The organism is Pseudonocardia alaniniphila (assembly GCF_022524485.1).
Classification (GTDB): Bacteria; Actinomycetota; Actinomycetes; order Mycobacteriales; family Pseudonocardiaceae; genus Pseudonocardia; species Pseudonocardia alaniniphila.
Map to the genome: position 1 here is coordinate 1 of NZ_JAKXMK010000040.1, position 13486 is coordinate 13486.

Here is a 13486-nt window from a genome sequence, read left to right on the forward strand (position 1 = left end):
GCCAGAGCCATCGGCACCGGAGCCCGCAGCACCCCCGACCCGGCACCCGGGATGAACATGGAGACCCCCTACGGGCTCCCGTTGATCGGCAACTACGCCCTGGTGGCCCAGCGGCACATGCACGAGTACGGCACCACACCCGAACAACTGGCCCAGATCGCCGTCACCACCCGCGCCCACGCCGTCCGCAACCCCGACGCCATCGCCGGACTGCACGACCTCGGCATCAAGAACACCGGCGAGCTCACCACCGACGACGTGCTCGGCTCACGGATGATCGCCGACCCGCTGCACCTGCTCGACTGCTGCCTCGTCTCCGACGGCGGCGGCGCCGTCGTGATCGTCGGCGACGATGTGACCACCGGAACCCGCACACCCCCCGTCTGGATCCTCGGCAGCGGCGAAGCCGTGCGCTACCCCGGCAACACCCGCGACCTCACCACCAGCGCCGGCGCCCACTCCGCACCACTCGCCTTCGGCGAGGCAGGAGTGCGGCCCGAGGACATCGACATCGCGATGATCTACGACTCGTTCACCATCACCGTCCTGACACTGCTCGAAGACCTCGGCTTCGCCAAGAAAGGCGAGGGCGGCTCCTACGTCGAAGACGGACGGCTGCGCTGGGACCGCCCCGGAGCACCCGCGCTCAACACCGACGGCGGCGGCCTGTCGTCCAACCACCCCGGCATGCGCGGCATCTTCCTGCTCATCGAAGCCACCCGGCAGCTGCGCGGCGAGTCGACCTCCCAAGTCGACGGCGCCCGCCTGGCCGTCGCGCACGGCAACGGCGGGCAACTGGGCACCCGCCACTCCGCCGCCACCATCCTCCTCGGAAAGGACTGATCACCGTGACCGCCACCACCGACACCGCACCCACACGGCCCCTCCCGGTGCTCGACGAAGCCGACACCGGACCGTTCTGGCGGGCCTGCGCCCAGCACCGGCTCACCTACCAACGCCGCCGCAGCACCGGCGAAGTGGTGTTCTACCCCCGCGCCCACGACCCCGACCTCGAAACGCTCGACTCCACAGGCCGCGGCACCGTCTACACCTTCACCGTGGTGCGCCAGCACGGCCACCCGTTCTTCCGCGTCCACACGCCCTACACCGTGGCCTACATCGATCTCGACGAAGGCTTCCGCATCCTCACCGAGGTGATCGCCGAACCCGGCACCATCCGCATCGGGCAACGCGTGCACCTCGACTGGGAGGACCATGACGGCACCGCCATCCCCGTCTTCCGGCCGGCCGGGTAGGCGCGCAGCAGGCGTCACAAGGCGAAGCGAGCGCCAGAAAGATCCCGCGCTTGGGCGTGTGGCTGTCCGCCGACGACCGGCCGGTAGTGCCCGGGCCTCGGTCAGCTCAACCGAGCTTGACGAAGACTTCCTCGCGGAGCCGTTCGAGCGCGTCGATCCGCCGCTGACCGTTGCCGAGCGTGACGTCCGGGACCAGCACCTCGTCGATGCCCGCCTCGGCATACCGGCCGAACGTGTCGAGCAACTCCTCGGCGCTGCCCATCACCACCGGCCTCCCGGAGGCCACCAGCCGTTCGCGGCGCTCCGCAGCCTCGTTGTCGTCCGGGTCGATGACCTCGAACAGCGCCTGGGTGGACCGGCGGACGGTGCGCGGGTCGCGGCCGATCTTCTCGCAGTGTTCGCGGAACACCTCGCCCTTGCGGACAGCAACCTCCGGCAGGCTCCAGTGGTTCCACTCGTCGGCGTACCTGGCGACGATGCCGAGGGTGACCTTCTCCCCTGCACCGCCGATCAGCAGCGGCATCGCCGCCGGTTTGGGCTCCAGCGGCGCACCGGTCAGCTGGTAGTACTTCCCGTCGAAGTCCGTGCGGTCCCGGGTGAGCAGGCCCGTGAAGACCTGGCAGGCCTCATCGAGACGGGCGAGCAGTTCACGGGGTCGCGGCAGCTCGATGCCGTACGCCTCGTGCTCGTTGACCTGCCAGCCCGCGCCGATTCCCAGCACGAACCGGCCGCCGCTGATCTGGTCCACGGTCGCCGCCTGGTTGGCCACGACGGCCGGGTGCCGATACGTGTTGCCCAGCACCATCGACCCGAGCCGGACCCGTTCGGTCCGGCTCGCGAGCGCGGCCAGCACCGCCATGCACTCGTTCATCGGGACTCCGACGCCCTCAGCGCCGTTCGCCATGAAGTGATCGGCGATCCAGACGCCGTGCCAGCCGGTGCGCTCCGCGTACTCGGTGACCGCGAGGGTGTCCTGCCACGGCTGCGCGCCCAGCGGCCACAAGGAGAAGTCCATGTTCCGACCGTAATACCCAGACCGGGGCCACCAGGTCACATGCGGCGAGGATCGCGATCGACACGCTGAGGCGATTCGTCCTACACCTGCCGAAGCTCACCGTGATCGCGTTGAGCGACGACCACCACGCCCGGGCCGATCTGCCCTTCCGCAGGAAGCCGCAGCTCAGCAACCGGTCGTAGTCCTGTCTGCTCGATCAGCGCGGTGAGCTGTTCCGGTCGCCACTGGTAGGTCGTCCAGTTGACCGCGACACCGCCGTAGGCCTCGGTACGAGCCACATCGCTGTCCCCCACGTGCGTCGCGACGATCAGTTGCCCGCCTGGCACCAGAGCCCGGGCGAACGACGACAAGACCTGCGGCAGAACGTCGCGAGGCAGGTTGAACAACGACCACCACCCCATGACTCCGCCCAACGACGAGTCGGCCAGATCGAGGTCGGTCGACGAGGAGACGCTGAAGCTGCACTGGGGGTACAGACGGCGGGCGTGCTCGATCATGCGAGGCGACAGGTCCACCCCTGACGCGTTCACACCGCGATCAACCAGGTACGCCGTCACGGTGCCTGGGCCGCACCCGACGTCGAGCACCGGACCCAGGCCGCCGACCGCGTCGGCGAACACGTCCATTGCAGCTCGTAGCCACGGGTGAGTACGGACGTCTCCGAGGCCGGTCGTCGCCACCATCTCCACATAGTTGTCCGCGACGCGGTCGTAGGACTCGCGAACGATGTCGAGATCGGCCGGACGACGCACTGATGATGAACAGCCCATTGGACAGACCCTAGAAGAGACAGCAGCGCAGCTACTCCAGCGACGCGCATACACCTCAGAACGTGCAGGAGGGGCCCGCACCCAGGGGCTCAGCCCCCTGGTCCGGCTGGTCGCGGCACCACGATACGTTACATGTGAATACCGTAACCTAATACGGGTCCGAGATGCTGTCCGGCTACTCAAGAGAGAAGCATCATGACTGCTCAGCGGCCCACACTCGTTCTCGTCCCTGGCGCATGGCACCTCCCGTCCACCTGGGATCTGCTGCGCGGGGAGCTCGACGCCCTCGGCTATGCCAGCCGCGCGGTGAAGCTGCCTACCACCGGCCCCGACCCGCATGGCGGCGTGCGAGAAGACGCCGAGGCGGTCCGCGCCGCAACCGAGGCGATCGGCGGCCCGGTCGTCGTCGTGGCCCACTCGTACGGCGGGATCCCCGCCACCGAGGGCCTCACCGGCCTGCCCGACGTTCGGCAGCTCGTGTACCTGGCCGCCTACGTCCCCGACATCGACGAGTCGCTGTTCAGCCTGCACGGCGCCCCCGATCCCGACTCGACGGAGGACCTGTTCCCGGTCGGCTCGGACCCGCGGGCCCAGCTCTACGCCGACGTACCCGAGGCGGTCGCCGACCTGGCCGTCAGCCGGCTCGTCGACCAGCGCCGCCAGCCGTTCGCCGACCGTGTGACCAGGGCGGCGTGGCACACCGTTCCCTCCACCTACGTCATCACCGACAACGATGCCGCAATCCCGGTCCGGCTTCAGGAGCAGATAGCCCGTCGCGCGAGGAGTATCAGGCGGATCCCGACCAGCCACTCCCCGTTCCTGTCCCGTCCCGCCGAGCTGGCCGCGCTCCTCGACGAGATCGCGAGACTGTGGATCTGACGGTGGTGCACAACTGACGGCTCGCCGCGAACCGCCAGCGGATCGGATCAGGCCTCGGTGCAGACGCTCACATCGACCTCGTCTCACGATGAGTAAAGTGTGATCTATCAACGATCCCGATGCCCGGGGCAACGGATTCACTGCGCATGCAGGGCCACCAGCCAACGGACGACGAGAGGAGGCAGGCGTGGTCGGCCCGGAACACGACTACTCGACGAAGAGTGAGTTCGCCTATGCGTGGCTCCGCGACAAGATCGTGAGCCATGAATTCGCCCCTGGCGAGATTCTGAACCAGGCGTTGATCGCTCGTAGCCTGGGCATCAGCACCACACCCCTGCGGGAGGCCCTGCGCCGGCTCAAGTCCGAAGGCCTCGTCGAACTGGACGCCTACCGCGACGCACGAGCTACCGCGTTGTCCCCGGAAGAAGCACGTGACCTGGTCGAAATTCGGCTCGCCGTCGATCCCCTCGCTGCCGCGTTGGCGGCGGAACGACGCTCGAAGGACGACATCGCCGAGATGCGAGCTTCGTTTCAGATCGACGCATTACCCGATCGCCCGTCGATCGCCGACCTCGTTGCCCACCGGCGATTTCACCGCGCCATCTACCGTGCATCGCACAACGAGATCCTCATATCGACCCTGGACGACTTGTGGGACAAGGCCGATCGCTATCGCCTCGTCGGTCTCCGCGATCGCACCGACGAACGGGACCGCGCCGTCACTGCAGACGAGCACCGTCAGTTGCTCGATGCCGTGATCTCCGGCGACGCGGATTCCGCCTCAGCGATCATGCACCGCCACATCCGGGGCAGTCTCGGGGCGAAGGCGGCCTCCCGGCTCACCAGGTTGCAGTCCGCCGAACCGGACGCGCACGAATCAGGGTGAGGGCGGCGCGGGCCTGCGTCATCGGGGTGGCAGCTCGACCTCGCCGCCCGAGCCGTCACACCGGGGGTCGCTCACCGCGTCGAAACGGCCGTCGTCACCGACCTTGATCAGGTTGGCATGACCGAGCCACTCGTCGTGCGGAGGCAGCACCTTCGGGACGAATCCTCGAGCGGCCAACGAGTCCGTGGTACCGGCCGGCAGGTCGCTCTCCACATAGACCGTCATGTTCGTGTCCCCGGCATCCTGCACCCCGACGATCCAGCGGGGCGCGTCGACCGCGGCGGCCGGGGAGTCTCCCGCCATGCAGCGCAGCAGCAACTGGGCCTGGATCTGCGGGTGCCCGTGCCCACCCATGGTGGAGCTGATCCACCTGATGTTCCCGCCCTCGGTGACCATGACGGGCATGAGGGTGTGGCGCGGCCGCTTGCCGGGAGCCACGACGTTGGGCGAGAGCGGATCCAGGGAGAAGGACCGTCCCCGGTTCTGCATGAGAATGCCGGTCACCGGCTCCAGCACCCCGGACCCGAACGCGTTGTAAACGCTCTGCAGCAGCGAGACCGCGTACCCATCCGTATCGATCGCGGAGATGCCGACGGTGTCGCCGCCGACGCGCGCCCCCTCCGACGGCCGATGAGTCGCGGCCGGATCGCGATCGATCAGCTCACCGGCATCCACCGTGGCGAATCTCGGGTCGGCCAGCAGGAGATCACGAACCGCGTTGCCGTGCTCGAAGATCTCCGCGAGCGCACCGGCCTGCTCGCCCAGGACGTCCTCCGGGTCGCCGATCTCCTGAAGCCGTTTCAGCGCCCGCAACAGCATGAACCCCTGCGTGTTGGGCGGGCTGGTGATGACCTCGTACTGGCGGAAGGGCGCCGCGAGGGGTGCCACCAACTCGGACCGGAAACCGTCGAGATCCTCCAGCGTCATCACACAGCCCAGCTGCGCGAGACCGTCGATCAGCCGCCGGCCCACGCCCCCGCAATAGAGCGCTTCCGAGCCCTCGGCCCCCAGCTCCGCCAGCGACTGCGCGAGCGCAGGCTGGCGGAAGACGTCACCCTCCTCCAACGGCTTCCCACCAGGAAGGAACACATCGCGGCAGCCGGGATCCTGCGACAGCACATCGCGCTTCTCGGCGATCGCTGCGGCGAGGGACCGGCCGACCGGCGCACCGCCCGACGCGAGGTCGACGGCGGCATCGAAGTGTGCCGACCACGGCAGCCGCGCCCCGAAGGATCGGAGCGCCTCCCAGCCACGAACCGCCCCCGGCACGGTGACCGTGTCGATGCCACGGAACGGGATGGCCGCACCGTGAGCCGCCCGCAACCGCTCCGCCGACTGGGCCGCCGGCGCCCAACCCGTCGCGTTCACACAGTGGATCGCCCCGCCGGGAGTGCGCACGAGCGCCACCGCGTCGCCACCCAGCGCCGTCTGGTTCGGATACACCACGTCCAGCACCACGGCCGCGGCGATAGCAGCGTCGATGGCATTGCCACCCGCGCGGAAGGCGTCCTCCCCCGCCTCCGTGGCCAGATGATGCGGGCTGGCGATCGATCCGCGTCCGCGTGAGGGCGCCGAGTGACGTGTCATGATCCAGCTTTCCGGTCTCGTCGTGAACCGCCGAACCCGCGCCCGATCACCTGCGCGAGGACCGGTATCACGAGGGTGTAGCTGTCCTCCGTGAGATGCAGCCCGTCCGGCTCGAGGCCGCGGGCACCGGCGTCCGGCGGGAGGATCCGGTCCGTGTCCAGGCACGCGTCGGCGCCGACGACGGACCGCAGGATCTCGCGGTACTCGTCCAGGTCGCGGTTGCTTCTCGAACCCAGAGCGGGCTTCTCGATCTCCTCGATCACCGGCGGGAGGAACGCCACGAGGCGCGCGCCGGCGAAGGCGTCAGCGATCGTGGCCATGTTGACGGCGAAACGGTCGGTCGCCACGTGTTTCCACGGGGCGCAGTCGTTGCCGCCGAACGACAGCACCACGGTGTCCCAGCCGATCCGGCCGAGGAGCGCCGCCCGCGCCGCCCCGTCGGAGCTGTCCCAGCCGCCCGTGGCGCAGTTGTAGACGGTCGCGGCCCCGCCGAGCTCATGTTCGAGATGCCGGATCCGCGGCTTCGTGAAGCGGGCGAGCATGCTGTCGCCGAAGAGCATCACGCACTTCGTCCCTGTGCTGGTCAGGACGGCCTCGCGAGGACGGACGCGAAGAACTCGCAGACCACGTCGATCATCTTCAGTCCTTGGTGCGCCGCACCGGGGACGAGGTCGAAGCGGGCGGCGATGCCGTGGTCGTCCAGATTCTTCTGCAGCGTCTGCAGCCGCTCGATCCTGGTCTTCCCCTGCTTCTCAAGCCCCGGGAGCCAGTTGGAGTCGTACTGGTTGTTGATCTCCCAGCCCTCGACGTCGAGGTCCCCGACGACGAGCTGGATCGGCACCTTCCGGATCTCGGCGATGTCGGGCGCCGCGCCGAAGATCCTCGCGAAGTCCTTCGTCCCCAGCCACCACGGCGTCGTGTCGTCGAGCAACGTCAGGCGGCCCGGTGCGCCGATCGACGCGGCGAGGAGCCGCTGCGGATGTGCGTACAGGAAGCGATGCGCGAACTGGCCGCCTCCGGAGAACCCGTGCAGCAGGAACCGCTCGGTCCGAAGCGGTACCCGGCGGCTCACCTCGTCGATCATCGCGAGGAGCACGAGGTCGAACCGGATGCCGCGGTACTCCAGGAACTTGAAGTTGTGCAGGTCGTCCGGGTCGACGATCCCCGCAGGGAACAACGGCGCGAGAACGACGACACGCTGCTCCTCGGCGAAACCCATCATCGCGTCCCGGTACCGCGTGGCAGTGCGCGCGGTGCCGTGCTGCATCACCACGAGCCGGTACCGCTCCGGGTCGCCGGCCCGGCGCTTCGGGATGTAGAGGCTGTAGCTGAATCGCTGGTCCACCTGTGCCGCGATCGTGGTGGTGGCGCCGGTGAAGAAGTGCTCGGCCGAACTCCGGGGATCATTGCCTGTCATTGCCTGCTCCTGTCGTGGCACCTGGATCATGCGGACACGGTCGAGAGCTGCTGCGCCTCGGCCGACGGGATCGAGATGTCCGGGTACAGCAGGGCGTCGTCCGGGCCGAACACCAGTCGCACGTCGCCCGCCAGCGTGCCGTCCTGCGTGACGACCTTGACCACGTTCCGGCCGAGCTGCAGGTCGTACTCGAACCGGGAACCGACGTAGGACCGGGTGAGCACGTCGGTGTCGAGCACGTTGGCATCCGTGGATCCGCTCTCGGCCGGGATGATCGACAGCCGCTCGGGACGAATCGCCAGCGTGACGTCCTGGCCCGGCGTGAACGCGGTCGACGCCGCGACGTGGACGACCGAACCCGAGCTCTCGAGTCGCACGTGCACGACTCCGGCTCCCGATTCGACGACCTTCCCGATCAGGAAGTTGCAGCTCCCGACGAAGGCAGCCACGTGAGGGGTGGCCGGCGCGTCGTAGATCTCGGTGGGGGTGCCGATCTGCGTCATCCGCCCGTCGAACATGACCGCGATCCGGTCGCTCAGCGAGAGCGCCTCGTCCTGGTCGTGCGTCACGTAGACCGTGGTGATGCCGAGATCCTCCTGAAGGCGCTTGAGCCAGGCCCGGGCCTGTTCCCGCAGCTTCGCGTCGAGGTTCGACAGCGGCTCGTCCAGCAGGAGCACCGACGGCGAGTACACGAGGGCACGCGCGAGCGCGACACGCTGCTGCTGCCCGCCGGAGAGCTCGTGCGGGTACCTGTCCTCGAGGTGCACGAGGCCCACCTTGTCGAGCGCCTCGTGGATGAGCTCCGCCTTGTCGTGGCGCGCGACCTTGCGGATGGAGAGGGGAACGGCGAGGTTCTGCCGGACGGTCATGTGGGGCCAGAGCGCGTACGACTGGAAGACCATGCCGAGGTTGCGCTCCTCCGGTGGGACGTAGAGGCCGCGCTGCACGTCGACGAACGGTGTCCCGCCGACCGTGATGCTGCCCGTGCTGGGCTCCTCGAGCCCGGCGATGCAGTTCAGCGTGGTGGACTTGCCGCAGCCACTCGGACCGAGCAGCGTGAAGAACTCGCCTTCGCGGATCGTGAAGTCGACCGCGTCCAGCGCGGCCACGTCGCCGAAGGACTTCGATACGCCGGACAGACGTACCTCAGGCATGTGCGTGTCCCTTCATGAACCGGCCCGCCACCGCGACGACCGCCGCCGTGATGGCGATCTGCAGGGTGGCGAGCGCGGCAACCGATCCGGTCTGCCCCTCCGTCCAGAGGACGAGCATCGTCGTCCCGATGACCTCGGAGTCGGGAGAGGCGATGAACAGCGCAGACGCGTACGCCTTGAGAAGCGCGACGAACGTCAGGATCATCGCGCCGACGAAGGCCGGTATCAGGAGCCTCCACAGGATCCGGGCGAACGCCCCCACCCAGTCCGCCCCGGACGTGCGCGCGGCATTGTCCAGCTCCGACCCGATCTGGGTGATCGACGAGGCGATCGAGCTGAACGCGGTGGGCACCGCGCCGAAACCGAACACGATGACCACGCCCACGAGAGTGCCCTGGACGATCGCCCCCAGCGGCCCGCTGTGCGGCAGCAGGGCGAACGCCCAGAAGAAGCCGATCCCGACGATGATTCCCGGGATCGCCTGTGGCGCGAATGCCAGATACTCCACGGCCCGCCGGAACCGGAACGTCGACCGGCGGGCGACGATCACCGCGATCAGCGCGAGCGCGCTCACCACCACGGCACCGACCACCGCGACCGTCAGGCTGTTCGTGATGGACCGGACGTAGTCGTCGAAGCTGAAGATGTCGGCGTAGTTGTTCAGCGTCAGCGTCCGGAACGGGTTCTGCATCGGCGTGAAGACCAGGGTGAACGACCGGAACACCAGCCCGAGGATCGGTATCGCCGCGCCGAACAGGACGTAGATCGTGACGAGCACGGCCCCGGCCCACTTCACCCACCCGAGCTCGAGGCGGCGCGGACGCGTCGCCTTGCCGCGGACCGAGATGAACCGCTGGGCCTTCCTCAGGACCCTGGCCTGCAGGAAGACCAGCCCGAACGTCACGGCCAGGATGATCATCGACGCGGCGCCGAGCACACCGTAATCGGGCGAGATCGACTCCAGCCCGTTGGTGTAGAGGAACGTCGAGAAGACCCTGATGTTGGTCGGCGTGCCGTACAGCAGCGGCACGCTGAGGGACTCGATGGACGTGCTGAACGTCAGAATCGTTGCGTAGACGACCGGCGGCCGGAGCATGGGCACGACGACCGTGAAGATGATCCTCAGTGGCTTCGCGCCGCACACCTGAGCCGCGCTCTCGAGCGCGGCGTCGGCCTGCCGCAGCGCGTTCGCGCAGAAGACGTACGTGACGGGCGCCAGAGCGACTGCTTCGGTCAACGCCATGCCGGGCAGGCTGTAGAGGTTCCACGGCACGAACCCGATCAGTTCCCGGACCTCGGCGCTGACGAACCCGGCCGGCCCGTACATCGTGATCCAGCCGAACCCGAGGATCAGCGACGAGATGTAGAACGGCCACTGCATCGACAGTCCCAGCACCTGGCCGAACGGCAGCGCGGTCCGTACCACAAGCACGGCCATCGGCACCGCGATGACCAGGGTCAGCACCGTGGTCAGCACGGCCAGCACGGCCGTGTTGAGGATCACCTCACCGAATCCGGCCTCGGAGAAGAGGGCGGCGAAGTTGCCGAGCGTGAAGATCTGCCCGGTCTCGTGGAGGGGCCGGTCGATCACCGACTGGTAGAGGATCGGCGCGATCGGGGCGACGACGAGGACCGCGAGGACGACGAGCGTCGCGTACTGGAGCAGCCGGCTCCGGTCGACGCCGAGAACGCGCCGGTAGCGCGGCGACGAGAGCGCCGAGGAGGGGCGCGTCCCTGCCGCGGGGCGGGCACCCGCCTCCGTCAGGTTCGGGCTCATCCCGGGAGCAGCTCGGCGAACCGGGCGATGTACTGCTCGACCTCGGCCTGCGGGACCATGTCGAACGGCACCACGACGATCGAGTCGTCGCCGACCTCCTTGACGAGGTCCTGGTAGGTCCGCAGGCCCTGCGTGCCTTCGATGCCGTCGCGGTAGGCGGTGAGGCCACCTTCGGCCACGGCGCGTTGCCCCTCTTCCGAGAGCAGGAAGTCCAGGAAGAGGCGTGCCGTGTTCGGGTGGGGCGCCTTCCCGATGATCCCGGCGCCGCGGCCGAGCAGGAGCGTGCCGTCCTTCGGCAGGACGAACTTGACGAGGCCACCGCTGCGCTCTTCCTGCTCGTATCCGAGCGCGCTGCTGATCAGGAAGCCCGCCGCGTACTCGCCCGAGAGGACCTTCTCGATCTGGATACCGGACGAGGTCTCCGCACGCGAGAGCGGCAAGAGCTTCTCGAACGTGGCCTTGGCATCGGGGTTCTTCGGGTTCCACTCCGTCCATGCGTAAGCCACGGTGAACCCGAACGGGGTCGATCCCTCCCGGACCGTGACCTTTCCGTCGAGCTCGCCCGGGTGGGCGGCCGCATAGTCGGCCAGATCGGCGAGGCTTGTCAGGTCGCTGCTGATCAGCGCCGTGTTGTAAACCATGCCCATTGGATCGAGCGACATGGCGTAGACGTTCGGGAGGAGCTCGGCGAACTCCGGCAGGTGGTCCGCCTCGGGTGACCGGTACTCGGCCAGTGCGCCTTCGTGCGCGGCGAACTCGTTCCATCCCTGCGTCGAGCTCACGACCATGAGGTCGGTCTGCACCGAGTCGGTTGCGATCTCGTTCAGCAGCTGCTGGTACCCCTCCGCGCCGCTCTCCTTGGCCAGGATCGACTCGACCCAGGGGTACTTCTTCTGGAAGTCGCGGAAGATCGGCGCCCAGTTCTCCTTCGCGGTGCCCGAGTTGATCACGAGCTCGCCGCCCTCGGCCTTGGACCCCTCGATGATCTGCTGGTAGTCCGCGGGGTAGTAGTCGGGCACCTGCTCAACGGCGATCGGGTTGGGCGGCGCGGCGGGCGCGCTCGCGCAGGAGGCCACCGCGAGCAACGCCGCAGCCACCGCGACGACGCCCACCCGCCGGGACCATCGTGCTCGCTCGAACATCTCACACCTCTGGGAGTCGTGACGGCCCTGTCGGCCAGAAAGGTTATAACCTAAGACAGCGCAGACTCCAGCACGAAGATCGAAACGGGGTCGTTACAAGATTCTCCCCTCGACGTCAGACCGCGCCGAGCCGTTCGCCTCAGCCCGAACGCCGGAGTCGCGGGCGAAGAGACGCCCCATTCGGAGAGTAGTCGCAGCTCAACGCCTCTTCGGCGATTGAGTTGATCACTCTTGCGTCCACCGAGTGCAGGGCAGCCATGCGCCGGCGAAGTCACAGCACATGACGCACAGCTCACTCCGAACGCGGCAACGAGGTTATAACCTTGGCGACATGACCACGTTCGCCGACGGCCCGCCGACGACCACCGCCGACCTCATCGCGCTCGACGAGCGGTGGAGCGCGCACAACTACTACCCCCTGCCGGTGGTGATCGCCCACGCCGAGGGCGCGTGGGTCACCGACGTCGCGGGCAGGCGCCACCTCGACTTCCTGTCCGGGTACTCGGCGCTGAACTTCGGCCACCGCCACCCCGCGCTCGTGGCGGCGGCCGTCGAGCAGCTCGGTCGCGTCACGCTCACATCGCGGGCGTTCCACCACGACCAGTTCGGCCTGTTCTGTCAGGAGCTCGCCGAGCTGACCGGCACGGAGAAGGTGCTACCGATGAACTCCGGCGCGGAGGCAGTGGAGTCCGCGATCAAGGTCGCACGCAAATGGGCCTACCGCGTGAAGGGGGTCCCGGACGGCACGGCCGAGATCGTCGTCGCGGCGTCGAACTTCCACGGCCGGACCACCACGGTCGTGTCGTTCTCGACCGACCGCACCGCCCGCGCGGACTTCGGCCCCTTCACGCCCGGGTTCGTCGTCGTGCCGTTCGGAGACTCCGCCGCGCTGGCCGAGGCCATCTCGGAGCGGACGGCGGCCGTCCTGCTGGAGCCGATCCAGGGCGAGGCGGGCGTGATCATCCCGCCTGCCGGCTACCTCGCAGAGGCTCGACGGCTGTGCGATGAGGCGGGTGCGCTGTTGATCGCCGACGAGATCCAGTCCGGGCTGGCGCGAACGGGGCAGGTGCTCGCGCTCGACCACGACGGCGTCCGCGCCGACCTCTACACGCTGGGCAAGGCACTCGGCGGTGGCATCCTGCCGGTGTCGGCGCTGGTGGGCCGGGCCGACGTGCTGGACGTACTGCGTCCCGGCGAGCACGGCTCGACGTTCGGCGGCAACCCACTGGCCTGCGCGGTCGGCCGCGCGGTCGTCCGGCTGCTGGCCACCGGCGAGTTCCAGGAGCGGGCCAGGGTGCTCGGCGCCCACCTGCACGACCGGCTCACCGCACTGGTGGGCCATGGGGTCGAGGCGGTGCGTTGTCGCGGCCTCTGGGCCGGCGTGGACCTGCCGGCCGCGGGGCCGAGCGGCAGGGACGCATCGGAGGCACTCATGAGCCGCGGGGTGCTGTGCAAGGAGACCCACGAGCGCACGCTCCGCTTCGCTCCCCCGCTGGTGATCACCGAGCCGGAGCTCGATCGCGGGCTGGACGCGCTCGAGCAGGTCGTGAACCGGTGATCCCCGGTCTCCTCCTACCGGGGCGCCCTGCCGACTCCGGCATGT

At 68.6% G+C, this 13486-nt stretch carries 13 protein-coding genes; 5 read left to right on the top strand and 8 right to left on the bottom strand.

Annotated features, from left to right (window positions below; genetic code table 11):
• Together MMF94_RS35955 and MMF94_RS35960 are read left to right on the top strand one after the other, a co-directional pair.
• A partial coding sequence (locus tag MMF94_RS35955) for a thiolase C-terminal domain-containing protein (protein WP_241041936.1) occupies window positions 1–843 on the top strand: 843 nt, incomplete at its 5' end.
• Window positions 844–848: 5 nt separating this feature from the next.
• The gene (locus MMF94_RS35960) at window positions 849–1256 is read left to right on the top strand and encodes a Zn-ribbon domain-containing OB-fold protein (protein ID WP_241041937.1); all 408 of its coding nucleotides are present in this window, start codon (window positions 849–851) and stop codon (window positions 1254–1256) included.
• A 106-nt stretch (window positions 1257–1362) separates the two neighbouring features.
• Here MMF94_RS35960 and MMF94_RS35965 read toward each other — a convergent pair whose 3' ends face one another.
• Both MMF94_RS35965 and MMF94_RS35970 read right to left on the bottom strand, forming a co-directional pair.
• A complete protein-coding gene (locus MMF94_RS35965) occupies window positions 1363–2271 on the bottom strand; it encodes a TIGR03560 family F420-dependent LLM class oxidoreductase (protein ID WP_241041938.1) in 909 nt (302 codons plus the stop codon).
• A gap of 80 nt (window positions 2272–2351) precedes the next feature.
• Window positions 2352–3041 carry a class I SAM-dependent methyltransferase gene (locus MMF94_RS35970; RefSeq protein WP_241041939.1) on the bottom strand — a complete coding sequence of 230 codons (690 nt, stop codon included), beginning with the start codon at window positions 3039–3041 and terminating at the stop codon, window positions 2352–2354.
• Between the two features lie 195 nt (window positions 3042–3236).
• Between MMF94_RS35970 and MMF94_RS35975 the strand changes: the two genes are divergently transcribed.
• On the top strand, window positions 3237–3920 hold the full coding sequence (locus MMF94_RS35975) for an alpha/beta hydrolase (RefSeq protein ID WP_241041940.1): 684 nt from the start codon (window positions 3237–3239) through the stop codon (window positions 3918–3920).
• Between the two features lie 187 nt (window positions 3921–4107).
• Window positions 4108–4806 carry a GntR family transcriptional regulator gene (locus MMF94_RS35980; RefSeq protein ID WP_241041941.1) on the top strand — a complete coding sequence of 233 codons (699 nt, stop codon included), beginning with the start codon at window positions 4108–4110 and terminating at the stop codon, window positions 4804–4806.
• Window positions 4807–4824: 18 nt separating this feature from the next.
• Here the strand turns inward: MMF94_RS35980 and MMF94_RS35985 are convergent, their stop codons facing one another.
• From MMF94_RS35985 to MMF94_RS36010, 6 genes are read right to left on the bottom strand one after another with little or no spacing between them, the layout of a single operon-like run.
• Window positions 4825–6393, bottom strand: coding sequence for a gamma-glutamyltransferase family protein (locus MMF94_RS35985; protein WP_241041942.1), 1569 nt, complete (start codon window positions 6391–6393; stop codon window positions 4825–4827).
• On the bottom strand, window positions 6390–6953 hold the full coding sequence (locus MMF94_RS35990; protein WP_241042022.1) for an SGNH/GDSL hydrolase family protein: 564 nt from the start codon (window positions 6951–6953) through the stop codon (window positions 6390–6392). Before MMF94_RS35990 ends, MMF94_RS35985 begins: the two co-directional genes overlap by 4 nt.
• Window positions 6954–6976: 23 nt before the next feature.
• Window positions 6977–7810 (bottom strand): PHB depolymerase family esterase, encoded by an 834-nt coding sequence (locus MMF94_RS35995; RefSeq protein WP_241041943.1) that lies wholly within the window; start codon window positions 7808–7810, stop codon window positions 6977–6979.
• Between the two features lie 26 nt (window positions 7811–7836).
• The gene (locus MMF94_RS36000; protein ID WP_241041944.1) at window positions 7837–8964 is read right to left on the bottom strand and encodes an ABC transporter ATP-binding protein; all 1128 of its coding nucleotides are present in this window, start codon (window positions 8962–8964) and stop codon (window positions 7837–7839) included.
• Complete coding sequence (locus MMF94_RS36005; RefSeq protein ID WP_241041945.1) at window positions 8957–10741, bottom strand: ABC transporter permease; 1785 nt, start codon at window positions 10739–10741, stop codon at window positions 8957–8959. Before MMF94_RS36005 ends, MMF94_RS36000 begins: the two co-directional genes overlap by 8 nt.
• A complete protein-coding gene (locus MMF94_RS36010; RefSeq protein WP_241041946.1) occupies window positions 10738–11883 on the bottom strand; it encodes an ABC transporter substrate-binding protein in 1146 nt (381 codons plus the stop codon). The genes MMF94_RS36005 and MMF94_RS36010 overlap by 4 nt, the downstream gene beginning before the upstream one ends.
• 331 nt (window positions 11884–12214) lie before the next feature.
• On the opposite strand from MMF94_RS36010, the gene rocD reads away from it, so the two are divergent.
• Window positions 12215–13441, top strand: a complete 1227-nt coding sequence (gene rocD, locus MMF94_RS36015; RefSeq protein WP_241041947.1) for an ornithine--oxo-acid transaminase — start codon at window positions 12215–12217, stop codon at window positions 13439–13441.
• The last annotated feature ends 45 nt before the right edge of the window (window positions 13442–13486 follow it).

Bases quoted from the DNA above. Each gene is read 5' to 3' on its own strand.
- MMF94_RS35965 (WP_241041938.1), bottom strand. From the start codon at position 2,271: ATGGACTTCTCCTTGTGGCCGCTGGGCGCGCAGCCGTGGCAGGACACC.
- MMF94_RS35970 (WP_241041939.1), bottom strand. From the start codon at position 3,041: ATGGGCTGTTCATCATCAGTGCGTCGTCCGGCCGATCTCGACATCGTT.
- MMF94_RS35975 (WP_241041940.1), top strand. From the start codon at position 3,237: ATGACTGCTCAGCGGCCCACACTCGTTCTCGTCCCTGGCGCATGGCAC.
- MMF94_RS35985 (WP_241041942.1), bottom strand. From the start codon at position 6,393: ATGACACGTCACTCGGCGCCCTCACGCGGACGCGGATCGATCGCCAGC.
- MMF94_RS35990 (WP_241042022.1), bottom strand. From the start codon at position 6,953: ATGCTCTTCGGCGACAGCATGCTCGCCCGCTTCACGAAGCCGCGGATC.
- MMF94_RS35995 (WP_241041943.1), bottom strand. From the start codon at position 7,810: ATGACAGGCAATGATCCCCGGAGTTCGGCCGAGCACTTCTTCACCGGC.
- MMF94_RS36000 (WP_241041944.1), bottom strand. From the start codon at position 8,964: ATGCCTGAGGTACGTCTGTCCGGCGTATCGAAGTCCTTCGGCGACGTG.
- MMF94_RS36005 (WP_241041945.1), bottom strand. From the start codon at position 10,741: ATGAGCCCGAACCTGACGGAGGCGGGTGCCCGCCCCGCGGCAGGGACG.
- MMF94_RS36010 (WP_241041946.1), bottom strand. From the start codon at position 11,883: ATGTTCGAGCGAGCACGATGGTCCCGGCGGGTGGGCGTCGTCGCGGTG.
- rocD (WP_241041947.1), top strand. From the start codon at position 12,215: ATGACCACGTTCGCCGACGGCCCGCCGACGACCACCGCCGACCTCATC.